This window comes from Rhodococcus sp. M8, from assembly GCF_015654185.1.
Classification (GTDB): domain Bacteria; phylum Actinomycetota; class Actinomycetes; order Mycobacteriales; family Mycobacteriaceae; genus Rhodococcus; species Rhodococcus aetherivorans.
Window position 1 is genome coordinate 1921730 of the sequence record NZ_CP064065.1, and the last position, 22764, is coordinate 1944493.

At 71.1% G+C, this 22764-nt stretch carries 23 protein-coding genes; 5 read left to right on the plus strand and 18 right to left on the minus strand.

The annotated features are described in order from the left end of the window. Positions 1 to 12: 12 nt before the first annotated feature. Entirely contained in the window at positions 13 to 828 is an 816-nt protein-coding gene (locus ISO16_RS08425) for a glutamate racemase (RefSeq protein ID WP_029545015.1), read from the minus strand. A 31-nt stretch (positions 829 to 859) separates the two neighbouring features. Next, positions 860 to 2050, minus strand: a complete 1191-nt coding sequence (locus tag ISO16_RS08430) for an NAD(P)/FAD-dependent oxidoreductase (protein ID WP_072635815.1) — start codon at positions 2048 to 2050, stop codon at positions 860 to 862. 185 nt (positions 2051 to 2235) lie between these two features. On the opposite strand from ISO16_RS08430, the gene ISO16_RS08435 reads away from it, so the two are divergent. The 5 genes from ISO16_RS08435 to ISO16_RS08455 are packed head-to-tail and all read left to right on the plus strand — an operon-like array spanning position 2236 to position 4804. After that, positions 2236 to 2697 (plus strand): Asp23/Gls24 family envelope stress response protein, encoded by a 462-nt coding sequence (locus tag ISO16_RS08435; protein WP_006936221.1) that lies wholly within the window; start codon positions 2236 to 2238, stop codon positions 2695 to 2697. Continuing rightward, positions 2694 to 3011, plus strand: coding sequence for a hypothetical protein (locus tag ISO16_RS08440; RefSeq protein ID WP_029545019.1), 318 nt, complete (start codon positions 2694 to 2696; stop codon positions 3009 to 3011). The genes ISO16_RS08435 and ISO16_RS08440 overlap by 4 nt, the downstream gene beginning before the upstream one ends. Continuing rightward, a complete protein-coding gene (locus ISO16_RS08445; RefSeq protein ID WP_003937668.1) occupies positions 3008 to 3202 on the plus strand; it encodes a hypothetical protein in 195 nt (64 codons plus the stop codon). Before ISO16_RS08440 ends, ISO16_RS08445 begins: the two co-directional genes overlap by 4 nt. Next, positions 3195 to 4232 carry a DUF6286 domain-containing Asp23/Gls24 family envelope stress response protein gene (locus ISO16_RS08450; RefSeq protein ID WP_006936218.1) on the plus strand — a complete coding sequence of 346 codons (1038 nt, stop codon included), beginning with the start codon at positions 3195 to 3197 and terminating at the stop codon, positions 4230 to 4232. The genes ISO16_RS08445 and ISO16_RS08450 overlap by 8 nt, the downstream gene beginning before the upstream one ends. Continuing rightward, complete coding sequence (locus ISO16_RS08455) at positions 4229 to 4804, plus strand: hypothetical protein (RefSeq protein WP_072635717.1); 576 nt, start codon at positions 4229 to 4231, stop codon at positions 4802 to 4804. The genes ISO16_RS08450 and ISO16_RS08455 overlap by 4 nt, the downstream gene beginning before the upstream one ends. Before the next feature lie 132 nt (positions 4805 to 4936). Here the strand turns inward: ISO16_RS08455 and tuf are convergent, their stop codons facing one another. From tuf to ISO16_RS08535, 16 genes are all read right to left on the minus strand, one after another. Next, positions 4937 to 6127 carry an elongation factor Tu gene (gene tuf, locus ISO16_RS08460; protein ID WP_006936215.1) on the minus strand — a complete coding sequence of 397 codons (1191 nt, stop codon included), beginning with the start codon at positions 6125 to 6127 and terminating at the stop codon, positions 4937 to 4939. A gap of 92 nt (positions 6128 to 6219) precedes the next feature. Next, positions 6220 to 8322: an elongation factor G gene (gene fusA, locus ISO16_RS08465; RefSeq protein ID WP_043800567.1), complete on the minus strand. Its 2103-nt coding sequence runs from the start codon at positions 8320 to 8322 to the stop codon at positions 6220 to 6222. 147 nt (positions 8323 to 8469) lie between these two features. Next, positions 8470 to 8940, minus strand: a complete 471-nt coding sequence (gene rpsG / locus ISO16_RS08470; protein ID WP_003937663.1) for a 30S ribosomal protein S7 — start codon at positions 8938 to 8940, stop codon at positions 8470 to 8472. Further along, a complete protein-coding gene (gene rpsL / locus ISO16_RS08475; RefSeq protein WP_003937662.1) occupies positions 8940 to 9314 on the minus strand; it encodes a 30S ribosomal protein S12 in 375 nt (124 codons plus the stop codon). Before rpsL ends, rpsG begins: the two co-directional genes overlap by 1 nt. Before the next feature lie 311 nt (positions 9315 to 9625). Then, the gene (locus tag ISO16_RS08480; protein WP_006936213.1) at positions 9626 to 10177 is read right to left on the minus strand and encodes a DUF3558 domain-containing protein; all 552 of its coding nucleotides are present in this window, start codon (positions 10175 to 10177) and stop codon (positions 9626 to 9628) included. After that, positions 10174 to 10713, minus strand: a complete 540-nt coding sequence (locus ISO16_RS08485; protein ID WP_006936212.1) for a DUF3558 domain-containing protein — start codon at positions 10711 to 10713, stop codon at positions 10174 to 10176. Before ISO16_RS08485 ends, ISO16_RS08480 begins: the two co-directional genes overlap by 4 nt. A 9-nt stretch (positions 10714 to 10722) precedes the next feature. After that, complete coding sequence (locus tag ISO16_RS08490) at positions 10723 to 11352, minus strand: TetR/AcrR family transcriptional regulator (protein ID WP_006936211.1); 630 nt, start codon at positions 11350 to 11352, stop codon at positions 10723 to 10725. Beyond that, positions 11349 to 12005 carry a TetR/AcrR family transcriptional regulator gene (locus ISO16_RS08495; RefSeq protein ID WP_006936210.1) on the minus strand — a complete coding sequence of 219 codons (657 nt, stop codon included), beginning with the start codon at positions 12003 to 12005 and terminating at the stop codon, positions 11349 to 11351. Before ISO16_RS08495 ends, ISO16_RS08490 begins: the two co-directional genes overlap by 4 nt. Before the next feature lie 10 nt (positions 12006 to 12015). Then, complete coding sequence (locus ISO16_RS08500) at positions 12016 to 13065, minus strand: LLM class F420-dependent oxidoreductase (protein WP_006936209.1); 1050 nt, start codon at positions 13063 to 13065, stop codon at positions 12016 to 12018. A gap of 60 nt (positions 13066 to 13125) precedes the next feature. After that, entirely contained in the window at positions 13126 to 13905 is a 780-nt protein-coding gene (locus tag ISO16_RS08505) for an enoyl-CoA hydratase family protein (RefSeq protein WP_072635718.1), read from the minus strand. A gap of 11 nt (positions 13906 to 13916) precedes the next feature. Further along, positions 13917 to 15077 carry an acyl-CoA dehydrogenase family protein gene (locus tag ISO16_RS08510; protein WP_072635719.1) on the minus strand — a complete coding sequence of 387 codons (1161 nt, stop codon included), beginning with the start codon at positions 15075 to 15077 and terminating at the stop codon, positions 13917 to 13919. Between the two features lie 2 nt (positions 15078 to 15079). Next, positions 15080 to 17332 carry an ATP-binding protein gene (locus tag ISO16_RS08515; RefSeq protein WP_195886196.1) on the minus strand — a complete coding sequence of 751 codons (2253 nt, stop codon included), beginning with the start codon at positions 17330 to 17332 and terminating at the stop codon, positions 15080 to 15082. A gap of 7 nt (positions 17333 to 17339) precedes the next feature. Beyond that, positions 17340 to 18938, minus strand: coding sequence for an acyl-CoA carboxylase subunit beta (locus ISO16_RS08520; protein ID WP_072635721.1), 1599 nt, complete (start codon positions 18936 to 18938; stop codon positions 17340 to 17342). After that, positions 18935 to 20092 (minus strand): acyl-CoA dehydrogenase family protein, encoded by a 1158-nt coding sequence (locus tag ISO16_RS08525; RefSeq protein WP_072635722.1) that lies wholly within the window; start codon positions 20090 to 20092, stop codon positions 18935 to 18937. Before ISO16_RS08525 ends, ISO16_RS08520 begins: the two co-directional genes overlap by 4 nt. Further along, positions 20089 to 21849 (minus strand): acyclic terpene utilization AtuA family protein, encoded by a 1761-nt coding sequence (locus ISO16_RS08530; RefSeq protein ID WP_072635723.1) that lies wholly within the window; start codon positions 21847 to 21849, stop codon positions 20089 to 20091. Before ISO16_RS08530 ends, ISO16_RS08525 begins: the two co-directional genes overlap by 4 nt. Next, on the minus strand, positions 21846 to 22637 hold the full coding sequence (locus ISO16_RS08535) for a TIGR03084 family metal-binding protein (protein WP_072635724.1): 792 nt from the start codon (positions 22635 to 22637) through the stop codon (positions 21846 to 21848). The genes ISO16_RS08530 and ISO16_RS08535 overlap by 4 nt, the downstream gene beginning before the upstream one ends. Positions 22638 to 22764: the final 127 nt, after the last annotated feature.

Consider the following 22764-nt stretch of genomic DNA (forward strand, 5'->3'; position numbering starts at 1 on the left):
CAGGGCGGCGGATCAGCGCGTCTCGGCCCGGGGAGCCTCGTCGCCGGGCAGACCGGCGGTCGGGTCGCCGATGCCGTCGACGAGCTGCCGGCCCGCCGGGAAGCTGAGGGCGCCGGGGGGCAGCTCGCCCGGCCGCCCGCTGAGGAACACCTCGACCCGCCCGCTGCCCGCCCACGGCCGGCCGAGGGCGTCGATGCGGCGCAGGGTCTGGGCCGCGACCGCCTCGGCGCTGTCGAACAGGCGCACACCCGGCGGCAGGTGCGCGGCGATGGTGTCGGCCACCAGCGGGTAGTGGGTACAGCCGAGGACGACGCCACCCACGTCGGGCGGGGTTCGCTGCGCCGCGGCCGCGATCGCCGCGGCCGCGGCGGTCGTGTCGCCGCGGTCGATGGCATCGGCGAGCCCGTGGCAGGCCACCCCCACCACGTCGCGGTCCCCGGCGAACCGGGCGACCAGATCGGCCTGGTAGCGGCTGGCGGTGGTCGCGGCGGTGGCCCAGATCGCCACCGATTCGCACGCCGCGGCGGCCGGCTTGATCGCCGGCACCGTTCCGATCACCGGGATCTCGTCACCGAGCGTCTCGCGCACGTGCTCGAGCGCGGTCACGGATGCCGTGTTGCACGGCAGCACGACCACCTCGGCGCCCCGGGTCACGGCCCGCTCCGCGGTGCTCACGACCCGCTCGATCACCCAGTCCCCGGGCTTCGGTCCCCACGGGGCGCCGTCCGGGTCCATCGAGAGCATCAGATCCAGTTCGGGACGCAATCGGCGCAGCCATGCAGACGTCGGCAGGAGGCCGAGACCCGAGTCGATGAGCGCAACGATCACCACACGAATCTAGCGCTCGCCGTCCCGGCGGCTAGGACGTGGGCGCGAGGATCTCCGTGATCGGCGCGCCCTCGGCGATCTTGCCTCGCATTTTCATCACCGGCCCGGCCAGTCCCGCGCCGACCACACCGGTGAGACGACCGTCGCGCTCGTAGTAGGCGAGGAACTTGCGGCCGTCGTCACGCACCACGTGCACGGTGTCGTCGGCGCGGACCGCACCGAGGGCCTGGATCTTCACGTCGTACTGGTCGCTCCAGAAGTACGGCACCCGCGCGGCGTCGGCGACGATGGACCCGAGCAGCGCACCGGCGAGCGCCTTCGCCTGCTCCCCCGCGTTCGTCCAGTGCTCGAGACGCGCGCACCGACCGTCCGAGACCTCCCAGGCCGCGACGTCCCCGACCGCCCACACGTGCGGGGCCGAGGTGCGGCCCACGCCGTCGCACACCACACCGTTGTCCACCCGCACCCCCGAACCGTCGAGCCAGTCGGTGACCGGCACCGAGCCGATCCCCACCACCACCAGGTCCACGTCGAGGTCGGTGCCGTCGCTCAGGACCGCGCCGGTGACCCGCCCGTCGCCGCGCAGAGCGCGCACCCCCACGCCGGCCCGCACGTCGACACCTTCGTCGGTGTGCAACCGGGCCACCAGCGCGCCGACCCGCTCGCCGAGCACCGACGCCAGCGGCGTCGGCTGCGGCTCGACCAGCACCACGTCCATGCCCCGCGCCCGCAGGCTCGCCGCGACCTCGCAGCCGATGAACCCGGCGCCGACGATCAGCGCCCGCCCGCCCGGGACGACCGCCGCGCGCAGGGCCCGGCTGTCGTCCACGGAGCGCAGCACGTGCACCCCGGCTAGCCCGGCCGTGCCGGGTAGCCGCCTCGGCCGCAACCCGGTCGCGACGATCAACTCGTCGAACCCGACGCTCTGCCCGTCGGACAGCGCGACGGTGCGGGCCGCCGCGTCCAGCGCCTGCACCCGCACACCCAGGCGCAGCTCGATGCGCTGGTCGTCGAAGAACTCCCGCGGCCGCAGGGTGGTGTCGTCGGTCCCGCCACGGACGACGTCCTTCGACAGCGGGGGCCGGTCGTAGGGCAGATGCGGCTCGTCGCCGATCAGGACGAGCTCGCCGTCGAATCCACCGTGGCGCAGTTCCTCTGCGGCACGCACCCCCGCCAGCCCCGCCCCGACCACGACGATCCGCTGTGTTCCCGTCTCACCCACCCGCTCCACCCTCTCCGCCAGCAGTGACCCACGCCACCGTAATCCGTGCAACTGTTTTACCAAATACAGGGACCTCCGGACAGGGCGCCGTTCATGCGAGCCGCGTGCCCCGCACCCGGGGCGGCCTGGAGTTACTACAGTCGGAGGGGACAGACCTTCATCCGGCAGGCCGACGAGGAGCCCCCATGACCAGCGACAGCGGCGCAGGCGTCAGCCGCGTGCAGTTCGGCAACGGAATCGCGCCGGGACCGGTCGACACCCAGGGGCGCACCATCATCGCCGACGCGGTCGTGGCGAAGATCGCCGGAATCGCGACCCGCGAGATCAGCGGCGTCTACGACGTCGGCGCGGGCACCGCACGCGTGGTCGGGGCCCTGCGGGACCGCATTCCCGGCGCGCGGATCAACCACGGGCAGGGCGTCGCGGTGGAAGTCGGGGAGAAACAGGCCGCGATCGACATCGGCATCGTCGCCGAATACGGCGTGGCCCTGCACGAACTCGCCGTCGCGATCCGCCACAACGTGATCGCGGCCGTCGAACGGATGACCGGCCTCGAGGTCACCGAGGTCAATATCACCGTCTTCGACGTCGTGCTGTTCGACGAGACCACCGGTGTCGCCGACGACCTGAAACCCCGCGTCCAATGACCACCCCCGCCGAGCCCGCAGAACTCGCCGCGGCCGCCGCCCGGACCGTGCCCGGCGTCGCCGACCTCCACGGCGGAGCGTTCGGCGAGGTCGCGACCTATCTGCCGGGCCGGCGCGTCACCGGGATCCGCCTCGGCTCCGACACGTGCGCGGTGCACATCGTCGTCGAGTACCCGGCCGACCTGTACGCCGTGGCGGCCGCCGTCCGCGCCCGGCTCGAGCCGCTGCTCGGCGTCCCCGTGGATGTGACCATCGAAGACATACGGATCCCGTCACCCGACGGCGAGCACCCGACCAGTGAGGTGACCCAGTGAACCACACCCCTGTCAGCAACACCGCCGTCGGACTCCTCGCGGGACTGCTGCTGGCCCTCGCGGGCATCCTCGGGGGCTTCAGCGGCCTGCTGTTCGGCATCCTGCTCGGCGCCCTCGGCATGGCGATCGGTGCCCACCGGGACGGGCTTCTCGACCTGGGCGCTCTGCTGCGGAGCCGGGGCCGTGGCTGACCCTACGCCCACCGGCCCGAGGACCCTGCCGGCCCAGGCCGGCGCCGACGCGGTCGCCACCGAGACGGTCGACCCCGTCGGGCACCGCGGCCAACTGGTCATCAAGGACCGCGCCGTCGAACGGATCGCCGCGGCCGCCGCCCTCCAGGTGCCCGGTGTGGTTCGTCAACGCGGTGGCCTGAGCCTGTTCACCGGGCGGGACCTGCCCCGCGCCGACGTCACCACCGGCGGCGGCGCCGTCGCGATCAACCTGTACATCGCCGCGGAATGGCCCTACGACGCCGCCGCCCTGACCCGGCGTGTGCACGACGCGGTGGACCGGCAGCTCCACGAGCTGACCGGCCTGCCGGTGCACGAACTCAACGTGCTCGTCGCGGCCACGTCCGTCGCCGGGCCGGCCGAGCGCAGCGAGCCGGCGGTGCCGGTCGAGTACACCGAGGCCGACATCGTCGCCCGGACGGAGTACCGGGCCCCCGTACCGGTCGTTTCGCCGCTGCCGCCCCTGGCCCACCCGGCCGCGGCCCCGGCGGCCGCGCTCATCGCCGTGGGCGCTCTGGCGCTCGCGTTCGCCGCCGCCCGGGAACTGCTCATCGTCCGCGGCACCTACGCGGGCGCGCCGTGGCTGCGGAACTCCTTCGAGTGGTTCGGCCGGCTGCACTGGCAGAGCTGGATCGCACCCGTCGCTGCGGTCCTCGTGCTGCTGGGGGTCGTGCTCGTAGTGGTGGCGGTCAAGCCGCGGCGCCGCACCCACGTGCCCCTGCAGGTGTCCGGTCCGGTCCCGACGGTGTGGATGCGCCGGACCGACCTGGCCCGGATGTGCAGCGCGCACGCGTCCACACTGCCCGGTGTGTACGCGGCCCGCACCGTCGTCGATCGCCGTCGCGCGCTCGTCAGCGTCGTGGGCTCGGGTGAGGAGTCGACCGCCGATCTGGTCGCCGCGGTCCGGGGTGCGGTGGCGCCGAATCTGGCTCTGCTCGCGGAGCCGATCGCTCTCGTGGTGCAGGTGCACCGGCCGAGGACGGCGCGATGAAGCTGCGCACCGTCCTGGTCAACCGGATGCTCACGTTCGCCGTGGGCGCCGCGCTCCTCGGCGCCGGGGCCTTCGCACTGGCCTGGGTGTGGCAGGTGCGCTTCGCCCGGGAATGGCTGGCCCGCCTGGACCGGCCGCGCATCATCGACATCCCGGACCAGTCCTGGTGGGAGGGCGCGTTGTGGACCGCCGTCGCGGTGGGGGTGACGATCGGGATCGTGCTCCTGGCGGTCAACTTCTCCCGGCGCCGGACGTCGCGGGTGCAGCTCTACGACGAGGTCACCGAGGCCACCCTGGCCGTGGAGCTCGGGCCGGTGGCCGACGGCGTCGCCGGTGAGCTTGCGGCCCTGCCCGGTGTGCGGGCCACGCGTAGCCGGGCCGTGGTGGAACGCCATCTGCCGACCCTGTCGGTCACGGTGTACGCGGACCCGAACATCGACGTCGCCGACTTCACCGCCCGCGCCGAGGAGACCGCCGAGCGGGCCGCCCGGGCGCTGGGCGGGGCCTGCGTGGCGACGCAGGTTCTGCTGCACCTGGATCCGGCCCACCCCGAATCCGGCGGACAGGGGTAGGCCGCCGAGCGAACGTGGCATTTCGTCGGCGTACGGAGATGAACGATACATTCGCTCGTTCCCGGGGGACGGAAACGCCGAACGGCGCCCACCCCGAAGGGTGGACGCCGTTCGACGTCAGCGAGAACTAGCTCACTTGATGATCTTCGTGACGCGACCGGCGCCGACGGTGCGGCCACCCTCGCGGATCGCGAAGCGCAGGCCCTCGTCCATGGCGACCGGCTGGATCAGCTTGACGGACATCTCGGTGTTGTCGCCCGGCATGACCATCTCGGTGCCCTCGGGGAGGGTCACAACGCCCGTCACGTCCGTGGTACGGAAGTAGAACTGCGGACGGTAGTTGTTGAAGAACGGGGTGTGGCGGCCACCCTCCTCCTTGTTGAGGATGTAGGCCTGGCCCTCGAACTCCGTGTGCGGGGTGGTGGTGCCCGGCTTCACGACGACCTGGCCACGCTCGACGTCCTCGCGCTTGATGCCGCGGACCAGCAGACCGACGTTGTCGCCGGCCTGGCCCTGGTCGAGCAGCTTGCGGAACATCTCGATGCCCGTGACCGTGGTCTTGGTCGAGGTCGGCTTGATACCGACGATCTCGACTTCCTCGTTCACGTTGATGACACCGCGCTCGATGCGGCCGGTGACGACCGTGCCACGACCGGTGATGGTGAAGACGTCCTCGACGGGCATGAGGAACGGCTTCTCGGTCTCACGGACCGGGTCCGGGATCGACTCGTCGACGGCGCTCATGAGCTCGAGGATGCTCTCGGTCCACTTCGGGTCACCCTCGAGTGCCTTCAGGGCCGAAACCTTGACGACAGGAGCCTCCTCGTCGAAGTCCTGCGCAGCGAGGAGCTCACGGACCTCCATCTCGACGAGCTCGAGGATTTCCTCGTCGTCGACCATGTCGGACTTGTTGAGCGCGACGAGGATGTAGGGCACGCCGACCTGACGGGCGAGCAGCACGTGCTCACGCGTCTGCGGCATCGGGCCGTCGGTGGCGGCCACGACCAGGATCGCACCGTCCATCTGAGCCGCACCGGTGATCATGTTCTTGATGTAGTCGGCGTGACCCGGAGCGTCGACGTGCGCGTAGTGGCGCTTCTCGGTCTGGTACTCGACGTGGGAGATGTTGATCGTGATACCACGAGCCTTCTCCTCCGGAGCCTTGTCGATCTGGTCGAACGCGAAGCTCTGGTTCAGCTCGGGGTACTTGTCGGCCAGCACCTTGGTGATCGCCGCCGTCAGAGTGGTCTTGCCGTGGTCGACGTGACCGATGGTGCCGATGTTCACGTGCGGCTTGGTCCGCTCGAACTTCGCCTTCGCCACTTGAGGGTCCTCCTGGACTGTTGTTGCTTGCAGTATGCAGCAGTGCGGTTGTTACTTACTTGGTCGTGCAGCCGACCGGGTCGGAACCGAGGTTACTCGCCGGTCGCCTTGGCGATGATTTCCTTCGAGACGTTCGCGGGAACCTCAGCGTAGGAATCGAACACCATGGAGAAGTTCGCGCGACCCTGGGTCTTCGACCGCAGGTCACCGATGTAACCGAACATCTCCGAGAGCGGAACCAGCGCCTTCACGACACGGGCACCACTGCGTTCCTCCATGGCCTGAATCTGGCCACGGCGGGAGTTGAGGTCGCCGATCACTTCACCCATGTAGTCCTCGGGGGTGGTGACCTCGACAGCCATGAGCGGCTCGAGGATGACCGGCGCAGCCTTGCGCGCGGCCTCCTTCAGGGCCTGCGAACCGGCGATCTTGAACGCCATTTCCGACGAGTCGACGTCGTGGTACGCGCCGTCGAGCAGGGTGACCTTGACGTTCACCAGCGGGTACCCGGCGAGCACGCCGTACTGCATCGCGTCCTGCGCACCGGCGTCGACCGAGGGGATGTACTCGCGGGGCACGCGGCCGCCGGTGACCTTGTTCTCGAACTCGTAGGTCGCGCCGTCCTCGCCCACGAAGGGCTCGAGGGCGATGATGACCTTCGCGAACTGGCCGGAACCACCGGTCTGCTTCTTGTGCGTGAACTCGAGCTTCTCGACCTTCTTGGTGATGGTCTCGCGGTACGCCACCTGCGGCTTGCCGACGTTGGCCTCGACCTTGAACTCACGACGCATGCGGTCGACGAGGATGTCGAGGTGGAGCTCGCCCATGCCGCCGATGACGGTCTGGCCGGTCTCCTCGTCCAGCTCGACGGAGAAGGTGGGATCCTCCTCGGCCAGCTTCTGGATCGCGGTGCCCAGCTTCTCCTGGTCGGACTTGGTCTTCGGCTCGATGGAGACCTGGATGACCGGATCCGGGAAGGTCATGGACTCGAGCACGATCGGGGCGTCCTGCGCGCACAGGGTGTCACCGGTCGTGGTGTCCTTCAGGCCGATCATCGCGTAGATGTGGCCGGCCACCGCCTCGTCGACCGGGTTCTCCTTGTTGGCGTGCATCTGGAACAGCTTGCCGATGCGCTCCTTCTTGCCCTTGGTGGCGTTGAGCACCTGGGCACCCGGCTCGATGCGGCCGGAGTAGACGCGCACGAAGGTCAGCTTGCCGAAGAACGGGTGCGCGGCGATCTTGAACGCCAGCGCGGAGAAGGGCTCTTCCTTGCTCGGCTTGCGGGTGAGGGTCTCTTCCTCGTCGCCGAGCTTGTGGCCCTCGACCTCGCCGATGTCGAGCGGGTTCGGCAGGTAGTCGATGACCGCGTCGAGCATGGGCTGGATGCCCTTGTTCTTGAACGCGGAACCGCACAGCACCGGGTACAGCTCGGAGGCGACGGTCAGCTTCCGGATGGCGCCCTTGATCTCGGCGACGGTGAGTTCCTCGCCACCGAAGTACTTCTCCATGAGCTCTTCGTCGCTCTCGGCGACCGTCTCGAGCAGCTTCTCGCGGTACTCGGCGACCTTGTCGGCCAGCTCCGCGGGGATCTCCTCGATCGTCGGCTCGGCGCCGATCTCGACGGTGCCACGCCAGGTGATGGCCTTCATCTCGACCAGGTCGACGACGCCGTCGAACGCGTCCTCCGCGCCGATCGGGAGCTGCAGGACCAGCGGCTTGGCGCCGAGGCGGTCGATGATGGTCTGGACCGTGAAGTAGAAGTCCGCGCCCATCTTGTCCATCTTGTTGACGAAGCAGATGCGCGGAACGTCGTACTTGGCGGCCTGCCGCCAGACCTGCTCGGACTGCGGCTCGACGCCCTCCTTGCCGTCGAACACGGCGACCGCGCCGTCGAGGACGCGCAGCGACCGCTCGACCTCGACCGTGAAGTCGACGTGGCCGGGGGTGTCGATGATGTTGATCTGGTTCTTGTTCCAGAAGCAGGTCACGGCGGCGGAGGTGATGGTGATACCCCGCTCCTTCTCCTGCTCCATCCAGTCGGTGGTCGAGGCACCGTCGTGGGTCTCACCGATCTTGTAGTTCACACCGGTGTAGAAGAGGATGCGCTCGGTCGTCGTGGTCTTGCCGGCATCGATGTGCGCCATGATGCCGATGTTGCGGACCTTGTTCAGGTCGGTCAGCACTTCCTGTGCCACAGGTAACCCCGCTCGTAGCTCGTGTCGGTCCTAGGGTGCGGACCAGTGTTCTCGGATGTTCAGCCGGCCTTCAGGGACCGACACAGTTGTGCGAACGGCCGGCCGGGAGGATTTCGGGAATACCGGTTCCTCCCGACCGGCATCGACTCACCAGCGGTAGTGCGCGAACGCCTTGTTGGCCTCGGCCATCTTGTGGGTGTCCTCGCGACGCTTCACGGACGCACCCAGACCGTTGCTGGCGTCGAGGAGCTCGTTCGCGAGGCGCTCGACCATGGTCTTCTCACGACGCTGACGCGAGAAGGTGACCAGCCACCGCAGGGCGAGGGTGGTCGAACGACCGGGACGAACCTCGACCGGCACCTGGTAGGTGGCGCCACCGACACGGCGGCTGCGCACCTCGAGGGCAGGCTTGACGTTGTCCAGAGCGCGCTTGAGGGTGACGACCGGATCGGTGCCGGTCTTCTCGCGCGCGCGCTCGAGTGCCTCGTAGACGATGCGCTCGGCGGTGGACTTCTTGCCGTCCAGCAGGATCTTGTTGACCAGCTGGGTGACGAGCGGCGACCCGTAGACCGGGTCGGCGATCAGGGGACGCTTCGGAGCGGGACCCTTACGTGGCATCAGCCCTTCTCCTTCTTCGCGCCGTAGCGGCTGCGCGCCTGCTTGCGGTTCTTGACACCCTGGGTGTCGAGCGAACCGCGGATGATCTTGTAGCGGACACCGGGGAGGTCCTTCACACGACCACCGCGCACGAGCACCATCGAGTGCTCCTGCAGGTTGTGACCCTCACCCGGGATGTAGGCGGTGACCTCGACGGAGCTGGTCAGACGCACGCGGGCGACCTTCCGGAGCGCCGAGTTCGGCTTCTTCGGGGTGGTGGTGTACACGCGAGTGCACACACCGCGGCGCTGCGGGCTGCCCTTGAGGGCCGCGGTCTTGACCTTGGCGGCCTTGTCGCGGCGGCCCTTACGGACCAGCTGATTGATGGTTGGCATCTACCGGCTTTCTCGTTGTCTGAAGACTGCTCGCACGAGCAACCTTGGCTGTTCTGAAATTAGGGATCCATCGGTTGGGGCAAGAGAGCCGCTGCCCCGCACCCACCCCTCGTGTGCACACGAGGTCGGGCGTGTCGCGTACCCCCACACAGGCAGCCGGGGGCTCGCTCCTGCGGTGATTCCACAGACCGCGCGCACGGCACTACCTCGCATAGGCACACAGATCGGCCCGGGCATGCCGGACACGACCCACAACGATACCCGGCGGCGCGGCGCAAGGTCAAAGCGAGCTGCGGGGGTCCGCTCGTGGCTCAACTGCTGAGGTCGAGGGTCAGTCGGGCCAGCGTGACGGCCGCCGCACACGGATCGGGAGGCGCCGAACCGGGCGCGTACTGCACCCACCAGCCGAAGATCCCCGTCGTGGACGCTCCGGCGGAGATCCCGCAGGACGCCGGGTCGTCGGGCGGGCGCATCAGCACGGCCCGCCGGCCCTCCACGGTCGTGTTCTCCACCGCGTATCCCAGCCGTTGCGCCGTCCCCCGCTCGGTGTCGAGGGACCCGGTCTCGAACCAGTTGAAGGTGACCTTCGCCGTCGCGCCCGCACCTGCGGTGTCCCACCGGCAGATCGCCCCGAAGAACCCGCGCTCGATCGCCTCGACGCCAACCGCCTCCGCGATCTGTTCGTCGGTGACGGCATCGCACTCGGTGAGCAGGCGCGTGAACTCGGCGGAGGCGCCGCCCGCTCCGGCCCCCTCCGGCACGGCCTGCCCCTCGATCGTGCTGCCGCACCCGGCGAGCACCGCGGCCAGGGCCAGCAGCGACGGCAGCGTCGCCACCCGCGTCGTCCGCGTCGTCCGCTTCACCGCTGTGCCCTTTCCGCGCTGAGCTCGGCCAGGTCGCGGGCCACCACGCACGCGTCCGCGGCCGGCGTGAAGAGCCCGTACGTGACGGACCAGTGCACGAAGTCGCCCCCGAACTGCACGCCGATCTCGCACAGCACGGTCTGCCCGAAGTCGTTCTGCGCCGAGCCCTGGAAGCCCGGGTTGCCGTCGATCTCCACGTCGATCGCGGGCCGGCCGATCAGGTCGGAACCGGCGCGTTCGCGGCCGATCGGGCTGCCGCGGTACCAGGAGAACGTCACGCTCGGGCCGCCCGCCCCGACGAGTTCCCACTCACATCCCACCGAGTTGCGGGTGACCTGCACGAACGACCCCAGCCCGAAGGCCCGGGCCACCTCGTCGTCGGTGACCGACCCGCACGCGCCGAAGAACGGGCCCGGCTCGGTCACCTGCAGAGTGGGCGACGCGCCGGCCGGGCCCTCGGCCGGGTCCGAGCCGCACCCGGCGACGACGGCACCGACGAGTCCGAGGACCGCGACCGTGGCCAGCTTGGGAGGCATGCCACAAACCTAACCGGCCGGGTGCTGCGCCGCCGAACGCTGCCGGGCCGCGTCGAGCACCGTGTCGAGCTGCGCGGCCCAGTGCCGGACGATCTCGGCCCGGCGCCGCGAATCGTCGGTGAGGACGTCGGCGAGGCCGAGGCCACGTGCGAGGTCGAGGGTGGCCTGCACCATGCGGTGCACCGTCGCGTCGGACTCGTCCACGCCGAGTTGCTCGACGGCGACGCGGTGGGCGACGCGGCCGAAGTGTTCCTCGAGGGGGACGATGCGGGCCCGCAGTTCCGGATCGGCCGCCGCGGCCGTCCACACCTGCAGCGCCGCCTTGAACAGGGTGCCGGTGTAGTAGTCGACGAGCCGGCGCACCACGGCCTCGGTGCGGGCGGCCCCCAGGGGCAGGTCCACGGTGTCGCGGCGGGCGAGATCCATACGGCTGTCGAACATGAACTCGAGCGCCGCGGTGATGAGGTCCTCCCGGGTCGGGAAGTGGTGCTGGGCCGCGCCGCGGGACACGCCCGCCCGCTCGGCGACCACCCCCACCGTGGTCGCGCCCCACCCCAGCTCCGCGAGGCAGTCGATGCTCGCCTCGAGCAGCCGGCGGCGCGTGACCCGGCTCCGATCCTGCTTGGGCTGCCGGGTCATCGCAGCGCGCCCCCGGCGGCGGAATCCCCGGGTTCGTCGTCCACCAGGACCCGTTCCATCTGGCGACGCCACACCGCCAGCTGGGGTTCGGTCAGCGGGTCGCGGGGGTCGATGGCGTAACCGAGGGCCGCCCCGCGCATCGCCTGATAGATCAGGTCGCGCACCTCGGCGAACCGGGGGCGGTTCGCGATCTCCGGACCGAAGTTCGCGGTCGTCTGCTCCTTGATCATCCGGCCCAGGAGGCGTTCGAGCGGCAGCAGCTCGGCCCGAAGTTCCTCGTGGCCGCGCGCGGCGAGCCACAGCTCCATCGACGCCCAGAAGTACGGCTGCCGGAAGTTCCACCACATCCGGTCGACCGCGGCGGCGATACGTTCGACCGGGTCGGCGGGCCAGGGATGGTCGCCGTCGAGGCCCTGGACCCCCTGGGCGGCGAGGTGGTGCACGGCGGCGACGAGCAGGGCGTCCCGCGACGGGTAATGGTGCAGCAGCCGCCCGCGGGACACGCCGGCCGCCTCCTGGATGCGCACGGTGGTGGCGTTGGAGTAACCGTGCTCGACGAGCACGGCCACCGCCGCGTCGAGGATCCGCTTGCGGGTGGCACGGCTGCGCTCCTGCTCGCCGCGACGGCGGACATCCGGGGACGGGCTGCTCATGGCGATCAGACTAGGCAGGCCGGCGCGTCAGCTCGCGGAGGGTGACCGTCGAGGCGAGGCGCCCGGCCCGGGTGTCCTCGAGGGCCATGATGTTGATCGTGGTGACTCCGGCGGCCTCGAACGCGGCGAGGCGCTCGGCGACGTGACTGCGCGGGCCGACGAGGCACACGCCGTCGATCAACTCGTCCGGGATCGCCGCCTCGGCCTCCTTCTTCCGCCCGGCCAGGTAGAGGTCCTGAACGGTCTCGGCCTCGCGCTCGAAGCCGTAGGTGCGGGCGAGCTGGTTGTAGAAGTTCTTGCCCTTGGCGCCCATTCCGCCCAGGTACAGCGCCAGGTGGGGCCGGGCGCGGTCGCGCAGCTCGGCGACGTTGTCCCCGATCCCGACCTGGACGTTGACCACCACCTCGAGCTCCCCGAGCGCCGGGTCCCGCTTCGCCTTGCCCTCGGCGAGCGCGTCGCCCCATACCCGGTGCGCGTGCTCGGGGAAGAAGAACACCGGCTCCCAGGCCTCGGCGATCTCGGCGGCGAGGGCGACGTTCTTCGGGCCGAGCGCGGCGATCATGATCGGAATGCGTTCGCGAACCGGCTGATTGATGAGCTTGAGGGGCTTGCCGAGCCCGGTGCCGCGGTCGGCCGGCAGCGGGATCGTGTACTTGCGGCCGGCGTATTCGAGCTTCTCGCGCCGCCACACGGCCCGGCAGATGTCGACGACCTCGCGGGTCCGCTGCAGGGGCGCGTCGTACGGCACGCCGTGGAAGCCCTCCATCACCTGCGGGCCGGACGCCCCGAGGCCGAGCACGAAGCGGCCGCCGGAGACGTAGTCCATGCCGGCGGCCGTCATCGCGAGCAGCGACGGCGTGCGGGTGTAGATCGGCACGACGCCCGTGCCGAGCTGCACCGTCGAGGTGCGCGCGGCCAGGTAGCCGAGCTGGCTGAAGGCATCGAAGCTGTACGCCTCGGCGACGAACGCGATGTCGAGCCCCACCGATTCGAGTTCGACGATCTCGTCGACGACCTGCCGGAAGTCACCCGCGTAGTCGGGCTGGATGCCGAGTTTCATGACAGCCACTGTCGTACACCCACCACTATCCAGTCAACCCTGACCGTTTTACGGACCGTGTCACGACCGGCTCCACGACGGCGGCCGCTTCTGCAGGAACGCGGTCATCCCCTCGACCGCCTCCGCGGAGCCGAACAGCCGCGCCGACTGCTCCGCCAGCTCGTCGCCGTACCGGTCGAAGTCGGCGAGCATCCGCATCGTGGTGAGCCGCTTGGATTCGCCGAGCCCCTGCGGCGAGCATTCCCGCAGCTGGGCGAGGATCTCCCCCACCGACGCCTGCGGATCGTCGGTCTCGACGGTGACCAGGCCGATCGCCGCTGCCACCTCCGGCCCGAACCGCTCACCGGTGAGGAAGTAGCGGCTCGCGGCACGGGAGGTGAGCCGCGGCAGCACCGTCAGCGAGATGATCGACGCCGCCAGCCCCAGCCGGGCCTCGGTCAACGCGAACGTCGACCGGGGCCCGGCGACGGCGAGGTCGCATGCGCCGACCAACCCCATGCCGCCGGCGCGCACGTGCCCGTCGATCCGCCCGATCACCGGCTTGGGCAGCTCCAGGATCGACCGCAGCACCGCCGTCATCTCCCGCGTCCGGGCGGCAGCCGCCGCCGCGGCGCCGCCCTCCGCGGTGCTCGCCTCGCTCAGGTCGGCGCCGGCACAGAAGGTGCCGCCCTCATGGGTGAGCACGACCGCGCGGACCCCGCCGTCGGCGGCCGCGTCGGCGAGGCCCTGCCGGAGCTGCGCCACGAGCCTGGCGGAGATCGCGTTGCGGTTGTGCGGCGAGTCGAGGGTCAGGGTGGCGAATCCCTCGCTCACGTCGTACCGGACGAACGTCTCGGACACCGGCGCTCCCCTCAGTACGACCGGGGCAGGCCCAGCGAGTGCTGGGACACGAAGTTGAGGATCATCTCCCGGCTCACCGGCGCCACCCGCGCGATCCGCGCCGCGCCGAGCATCGCGGCAAGCCCGTACTCGCGGGTGAGCCCACCGCCGCCGTGCGTCTGGATCGCCTGGTCGAGCGACTTGATGCTGGCCTCGGCCGCGGCGTACTTGGCCATGTTCGCGGCCTCGGCGGCGCCGAAGTCGTCGCCGCTGTCGTACAGCACCGCAGCCTTCTGCATCATCAGCTTGGCCAGTTCGAGCTCGATCTTGCACTGCGCGAGCGGATGCGCGATGCCCTGGTGCGCCCCGATCGGCGACTTCCACACGGTCCGTTCGTTGGCGTACCGCACCGCCGCGTCCAGCGCGTAGCGGCCCATGCCCACGGCCATCGCCGCGCCGAGGATCCGCTCGGGGTTCAGGCCGGCGAACAGCTGCATCAGCGCGGCGTCCGGCTCCCCCACCAGCGCGTCCGCCGGCAGGCGCACGTCGTCGAGGAACAGGGTGAACTGGCGGTCCGGTTCGACGATGTCCATCTCCATCGGCGTCTTGACGAAGTTGTCCGCGTCGGTGGGGACGATGAACAGCGCCGGCCGCAGCTTGCCGCTCTTCGCGTCCTCGGTGCGGGCCACGATGAGCACCGCGTCGGCCTGGTCCACACCGGAGATGTAGATCTTGCTGCCGCGCAGGATCCAGTCCTCCCCGTCGCGCCGCGCGACGGTGGTGATCTCGTGCGAGTTCGAGCCGGCGTCGGGCTCGGTGATGCCGAACGCCATGATCTTCGAGCCGTCGGCGAGCGCGGGCAGCCAGCGTTGCTTCTGCTCGTCGGTGCCGAACTTGGCGATGATGGTGCCGCAGATGGCCGGCGAGACCACCACCAGCAGCAGCCCGCAGCCCTGCGCGGCGAGTTCCTCCTGGACCAGGGCGAGTTCGTAGATGCCGGCCCCGCCGCCGCCGTACTCCTCGGGCAGGTTCACGCCCAGGAAGCCGAGCTGGGCGGCCTCGCGCCACAGCTCGGTCAGCGGTTCGCCCTTGCGGGCCTTCGGCAGCACGTAGTCGATGTTGTTGTAGCGCTTGGCCAGGCCCGCGACCGCGGCGCGTAGCTGCTTCTGCTCGTCGGTTTCGATGACGCTCATGGTTACTCCTCGATGTCGGCCGGGGCGGACGGTTCGCCGGACTCGGCGGGGGTGACGACGGCCAGCACGGCGCCCAGTTCGACCTGGGTGCCGACGGCGACGGGCAGCTCGGTGAGCACGCCCGCGGTGGGGGCCTTGACAATGTGTTCCATCTTCATCGCCTCGAGCCAGAGGACCGGTTGCCCGGCGGTGACCGCATCGCCGACCGCGGCCCCGATCCGGATCACCGAGCCGGGCATCGGGGCGAGCAGCGAACCCGCGGCGACGTGGGCGGAGGGTTCGACGAACCGGGGGATCGCGCGCAGCCGTACCGGGCCGAGCGACGAGTCCACATGCACCGCGTCGCCGTACCGCGCGACGTCGAACTGCCGGTGCACGCCGTCGATCGCGAGCACCACCCGGCGCTCGGTGTGCGCGACGAGGACGACGCCGGGGTGGTCGTCGGCGATCAGGCCGGACCGGGTGAGCCGGTACCGCACCTCGTGTGCACCGCGATCGCCCTCGTACCGTTTGACCTGCGGCTGCGACGGCAGGTTGCGCCAGCCGCTCGGCAGGCCGCGGGCGACCGTCGCGGCCGCGCGGTGGGCGGCGGCGTCCGCCAGGGCCGCGGCGAGCGCGGACAGCGATTCGGCCCCGGCGTCGGCGAGCGGCGCGGCGAGCGTGTCGAGCCCGTGGGTGTCGAAGAAGGCGGTGTCGGTGTTGCCGGCGAGGAATTCGGGATGCCGCAGCACGTTCACCAGCAGGTCCCGGTTGGTGCGCAGGCCGTGCACCTCGGCGCGGGCCAGCGACGTCGCGAGCATCCGCGCCGCGCGGCCCCGGGTCGGGGCGTACGAGATCACCTTGGCGAGCATCGGGTCGTAGTGCACGCCCACCGCCGAGCCGTCCTCGACGCCGGAGTCCAGGCGCAGCCCGGGCTCGCGCAGCACCTCGAACGCGGCGACGCGGCCGGGCAGCGCGAGACGGTGCACCGTGCCGGACTGCGGCCGCCAGTCCTGCGCCGGGTCCTCCGCGTAGAGCCGCACCTCGATCGAATGTCCGCTCGCCGGCGGGGGTTCGGGCTCGAGGCGGGCGCCGGCGGCGACCTGCAACTGCAGGTCGACGAGGTCGAGGCCGGTGGTGCACTCGGTGACCGGGTGCTCGACCTGCAGGCGGGTGTTCATCTCGAGGAAGAAGAACTCGCCGTCCGCCGAGCTCCCCGTCGCTTCGCTCACCCCGGTGACATTCCCCGTCGCTCCGCTCGCCCCGGTGACATTCCCCGTCGCTCCGCTCGCCCCGGTGACATTCCCCGTCGCTCCGCTCGCCCCGGTGACATTCCCCGTCGCTCCGCTCGCCCCGGTGACATTCCCCGTCGCTCCGCTCGCCCCGGTGACATTCCCCGTCGCTCCGCTCGCCCCGGTGACATTCCCCGTCGCTCCGCTCGCCCCGGTCGCGAGGAACTCGACGGTGCCCGCGCCCTCGTAGTCGATGGCCTGCGCGGCGCGCCGGGCCGCCGCGAACAGCCGCTCCCGCATCCCGGGCGTGGCCTCGACGAGCGGCGACGGCGCCTCCTCGACCACCTTCTGGTGGCGGCGCTGGATCGAGCACTCCCGCTCCCCCACCGCCCACACGGTCCCGTGCCGGTCCGCGAGGACCTGCACCTCGATGTGCCGGCCCGTTTCGAGGAAGCGCTCGCAGAACACCGTCGGATCGCCGAACGCGGACTGCGCCTCGCGCCGGGCCGCGGCGAGCTGGTCGGGCAGCTCGGCCAGGTCGCGGACCACCCGCATGCCGCGGCCGCCGCCCCCGGCGGACGCCTTGATCAGCACGGGCAGGTCGGCCTCGGTCACCGCGGCAGGGTCCAGCTCGGCCAGCACCGGCACACCGGCGTCGGCCATGATCTTCTTGGCCTCGACCTTCGAACCCATCCGGGCGATCGAGTCCGGGCCCGGCCCGATCCAGGTCAACCCCGCGTCGAGGACCGCCCGCGCGAATTCGGCGTTCTCCGAGAGGAACCCGTAACCCGGGTGGATCGCGTCGGCCCCCGCCGCGCGGGCGGCGGCGATGATCGCCTCGCCGCGCAGGTAGGTGTCGGCGGGGGCGGTGCCGGGCAGGCGCACCGCGGCGTCGGCCTCGGCGATGTGGGGGCTGCCGGCGTCCGCGTCGGAGAACACCGCGACGGTGCCGAGGCCGGCGCGCCGGCAGGAGGCGAACACCCGGCGGGCGATCTCGCCGCGGTTGGCGACGAGCACGGTGGTGACGGTATCGGTGTGGTTCACTGCTGCCTCACATCCGGAAGACACCGAAGCTGTCGGTGCCCTCGATCGGCGCGTTGGCGATGGCCGACAGGCACATCCCCACCACGGTGCGGGTGTCGCGCGGGTCGATGACCCCGTCGTCGTAGAGCCGGCCGGACAGGAACATCGGCAGCGACTCCGCCTCGATCTGGTTCTCGATCGCCGCACGCATCGCCTCGTCGGCGGCCTCGTCGAAGGCCTGGCCGCGCGCCTGGGCGGCGGCGCGTCCGACGATGGAGATGACACCGGCGAGCTGGGCGCCGCCCATCACCGCGGATTTGGCGCTGGGCCAGGCGAACAGGAACCGCGGGTCGAAGGCTCGGCCGCACATGCCGTAGTGGCCGGCCCCGTAGGAGGCGCCGAGCAGGATCGAGATGTGGGGCACCGTCGAGTTGGAGACGGCATTGATCATCATCGAGCCGTGCTTGATCATGCCGCGTTCCTCGTACTCGCGGCCGACCATGTAGCCGGTGGTGTTGTGTAGGAACAGCAGTGGCGTGTTCGCGCGGTTGGCGAGCTGGATGAACTGGGTGGCCTTCTGGGATTCCTCGCTGAACAGCACGCCGCGGGCGTTGGCGAGGATGCCCACCGGGTACCCGTGCAGACGGGCCCAGCCGGTGACGAGCGACGACCCGTAGAGCGGCTTGAACTCGTCGAAGTCGGAATCGTCGACGATGCGGGCGATCACCTCGCGGGGGTCGAACGGCACCTTGAGGTCGGCGGGCACGATTCCGAGCAGTTCCTCGGGGTCGTAACGCGGTTCGCGCACGTCGGGGTGGGGTTCGGGGCCCTGCTTGCGCCAGTTCAGGCGACGGACGATGCCCCGGCCGATCCGGATCGCATCGGGCTCGTCGACCGCGTAGTAGTCGGCCAGCCCGGAGGTGCGGGCGTGCATCTCCGCGCCGCCGAGGGATTCGTCGTCGGATTCCTCGCCCGTGGCCATCTTCACCAGCGGCGGTCCGGCGAGGAACACCTTCGAGCGCTTCTCGATCATCACCACGTGATCCGACATGCCGGGAATGTAGGCGCCGCCCGCGGTGGAGTTGCCGAACACCAGCGCGATGGTGGGGATGCCGGCGGCGGACAGCTGCGTCAGGTCGCGGAACATGCGTCCGCCGGGGATGAACACCTCCTTCTGGGTGGGCAGGTCGGCGCCGCCCGACTCGACGAGGGAGATCACCGGCAGCCGGTTCTGCATCGCGATGTCGTTGGCGCGGAACCCCTTCCGCAGGGTCCACGGGTTGCTGGTGCCGCCGCGGACGGTGGGGTCGTTGGCGACGATCAGGCATTCGACGCCCTCGACGACGCCGATCCCGGTGACGGTGCTGCCGCCGACCGGGAACTCGGTGCCCCACGCCGCGAGCGGGGACAGCTCGAGGAACGGGGAATCCGGGTCGAGCAGCAGTTCGATGCGTTCGCGCGGGAGCAGCTTGCCGCGTTCGTGGTGGCGCCGGACGTACTTCTCCCCGCCGCCGGCGAGGGCCTGGGCGTGCTCGGTCTCGAGTGCGGCCAGTTCGGCGCTCATCGCCGAGGCCGCGGCGGCGTACTCTGCCGAGGCCGGGTCGAGGGTCGTCTGCAGGATGCTCACGAGGTGTACCCCAATCGTTTCGCCGCGAGCTCGGTGAGAATCTCGGTGGTGCCGCCGCCGATGCCGAGGATGCGCATGTCGCGGTACTGCCGTTCGATCTCGGACTCGGCCATGTAGCCGAGTCCGCCGAACAGCTGCACGGCCTGGTTCGCGACCCATTCGCCGGCCTCGACGGCGGTGTTCTTGGCGAAGCACACCTCGGCGACGAGGTCGCCGTCGCCGACGAGGGCTCGCTCGACGACCCGCCGGCCGTACACGCGCGCGACGTCGACGCGCCGGGCCATCTCGGCGAGGGTGCGCTGCACCGACTGCCGGGAGATCAGCGGCCGGCCGAACGTCTCGCGGTCGCGGCACCACGCCACGGTGAGGTCCAGACACCGCTGTGCGCTCGAATAGGCTTGGGCCGCAAGGGCAATCCGCTCCGAGACGAAGGCCTGGGCGATTTGCGCGAAGCCGCTGTTCTCGGTGCCGACGAGATTCTCGACGGGCACGCGCACGTCGACGAAGGACAGTTCGGCGGTGTCGGAGGCACGCCAGCCCATCTTGTCGAGCTTGCGCGAGACGGTGAATCCTTCGGCGCCCTTCTCGATCACCAGCAGCGAGATCCCGGCAGCGCCGGGACGTTCGCTGCCGCCGGTGCGCACGGCGGTCACCACGAAGTCCGCGCGGCAGCCGGAGGTGATGTAGGTCTTGGCGCCGTTGACGACGTAGTGGTCGCCGTCGCGGACGGCGGTGGTGGTCAGGTGCCCCACGTCGGAGCCGCCGCCGGGTTCGGTGATCGCGAGGGAGCCGATGAGCGCGCCCGCGAGGGTCGGCTCGACCCACTTCGCGATCTGCACCTCGTCGCCGGCGGCGACGAGGTGCGGCAGGGCGATGCCGCAGGTGAACAGGGAGGCGAAGGCACCACCGGAGGCGCCGGCCTCGTGGAATGCCTCGCACACGGTGAGAGTGTCCGCCGCGTCGCCGCCGGACCCCCCGACGGCCTCGGGGAATCCGGCGCCGAGAAGCCCGAGGGCGGCGGCCTTCTTGTGCAGTTCGCGGGGCAGTTCGCCGTCGCGCTCCCACGCGGCGAGGTGCGGCAGGACCTCGCGCTGGACGAAGGAGTGGACGGTCGAGCGCAGGTCGCGGCGTTCGGGGGTGTCCCAGATGCTCACTCGGGGTTCTCCATCTCGGGGTTCTCCATCTCGGGGTCCTCCAGGAGGGTCTCGGGGATGTAGAGGTATCTGCTGCGCAGCCACTCGCCGAGGCCCTTGGCCTGCGGGTCGAAGCGGGCCTGTGAGGCGACGCCGCGGCCGAGGATGCCCTCGATCACAAAGTTCACCGACCGCAGGTTCGGCAGCACGTGGCGGGTCACGACGAGGTTCTTCGACTCGGGCAGAAGGGTTTTCAGCGCGTCGACGGTGAGGGTGTGCACCAGCCAGCGCCACTGGTCGTCGGTGCGCACCCACACCCCCACATTCGCGTCGCCGCCCTTGTCGCCGCTGCGGGCGCCGGCGACGAGCCCGAGCGGCGCGTGCCGGGTGGGCCCCGCGGGGAGCGGCGCGGGCAGCTCGGGCTCGGCGACGGGTTCGAGTGGGCGCGTCGGGGTGACGGGCGGGATCGGGACGCGGCTGCCGTCGGGCAGGACCGCGGTGTGCGGCACCTCGGCGGCGTCGACGTAGCCGGGCGTGAACACGGCGTACGGCTGGCCGTTGCCGGGCGGAGCGGTCAGCGAGAAGCCGGGGTAGCTGGCAAGCGCGTACTCGACGGCGACCGCGGAGAAGGCGCGGCCGACGACCTGCGGGTCGCGGTCGCGGACGGTGCAGCGCAGCAGGGCGCTGGCCGCCTCCTCCGTGTCGGCGTCCGGATGGTCGGTGCGGGCGAGGGTCCACTCGAGCTCGGCCGGACGCGCGGGCAGGCTCGCCTCCATCTGCCGGCGCACCAGCGCCGCCTTGGCCTCGATGTCGAGTCCGGTGAGGACGAACACCGCTTCGTTCCGGAATCCGGCGAGAGCGTTGAGGGAGACCTTCAGCGTCGGCGGGGGCGCCTCACCGCGGACCCCGGTGATGCGGACCCGGTCCGGTCCGTCCTGGGTGAGCCGGACGGAGTCGAGGCGCGTCGTCACGTCGGGTCCGGCGTAGCGGCCACCGGTCACCTCGTACAGCAGCTGGGCGGTCACGGTGCCGACGGTGACCGCGCCGCCGGTGCCGGGGTGCTTGGTGATGGTGGAGCTGCCGTCGGCATCGATCTCGGCGATCGGGAAGCCGGGCCGGTCGAGGTCGGCGATCTCGGTGAAGAACGCGTAGTTGCCGCCGGTGGCCTGGGTACCGCACTCGATCACGTGGCCCGCCGCGACCGCACCGGCCAGGGCATCGAAATCGTCCCGGGCCCAGCCGAAGTGGGCGGCGGCCGGGCCGGCGATCACGGAGGCGTCGGTGACACGGCCGGTGACGACGATATCGGCGCCGGCGGTGAGACACTCGGCGATGCCCCACGCCCCGAGGTAGGCGTTCGCGGTCAGCGGCGGCGGATCGGCGGCCAGGCCGAGTTCGGCGGCGCGGGCGATCAGGTCGTCGCCCTCGACGTACGCGACGGTGACGTCGAGTCCGAGCCGGCCGGCAAGCTCGCGCACGGCCGTCGCCAGCCCGGCGGGATTGAGTCCGCCGGCGTTGGCGACGATCCGCACGCCCTTGTCGACAGCGAGCCCGAGGCAGTCCTCGAGCTGGCGCAGGAACGTCTTGGCGTAGCCGAGCGCCGGGTCCTTCATCCGGTCCCGGCCGAGGATCAGCATGGTCAGCTCGGCGAGGTAGTCACCGGTCAGGTAGTCGAGTTCCCCGCCCTCGAGCATCTCGCGCATGGCCGCGAGCCGGTCGCCGTAGAAGCCGGAGCAGTTCCCGATGCGCACCGCACGTCCGGCCGTGGGGGCGCTCACGCGGTGGCTCCTTCCGGGGCGCGGCCGCCGCCGGGCGGTCCGGCGAACGCCTGCGCGAGGCCGAGCCACGCCTCGGCGTCGGGTCTGGTGGCGACGAGGTCGGTGTCGGCCCGGTGGATCCGCTGGGTCACCAGCCGGCAGAAGTCGAGGGCGGATCCGGTGACTGTCTGGGTGGCGGCGTCGGGCCCCCAGGTCCACTCCTGCCCGTCGGGGGCGGTGAGGCGGACGCGGAACGGCTCGGCAGGCGGGGTGCGGCCGTGCACGGCGAAGGCGAAGTCGCGGGTGCGGACGCCGAGATGGGCGATGTGGCGCAGCCGGTGCGTGGGCGGGCGGGTGACGCCGAGCGCGTCGGCCACGTCGCCGCCGTGGGCCCAGGTCTCCATCAGCCGTGCCGTCGCCATGGAGGCCGCACTCATCGGCGGGCCGTACCAGACGATCTTGGTTCCGGCGGGGACGGCCGCGAGGGCGTCGGCGAGGGCGCGGCGGGCGGCACGCCAGTCGGCGAGCAACTCGGCCGGGGGGCGGCGGGCCTGTGCCCGCGCCCCGTCGTCGACGAACCCGTCCGGATCGGTGATCTCGCCGAGCCCGGCGACGAACGCCTCCGGGTCTTCGACGGCGGTGAGGGCGGCGCGATCGGTCCACAGCAGGTGTCCGATCTGGTGGGCGATGGTCCAGTCTTCGGCGGGGGTCGGGGTCGCCCAGCGCTCGTCCGGGAGGTCCGCGACGAGGGCGTCGAGGGACTCGCCCTCGGCACGCAGGTCGTCGAGAAGCGGTTGTAGCTCCGTCATGCGACCAGAGTCACACCCGGGGCGCAAAAAATCAAGCACTCGTGATTGTTTTTCTGGTTGAGGTGGCGCGTGCTGCCGATCGTGCTCCCGTGCGGCAACATTCGTCGCACGCGGGACGGCGGATCCC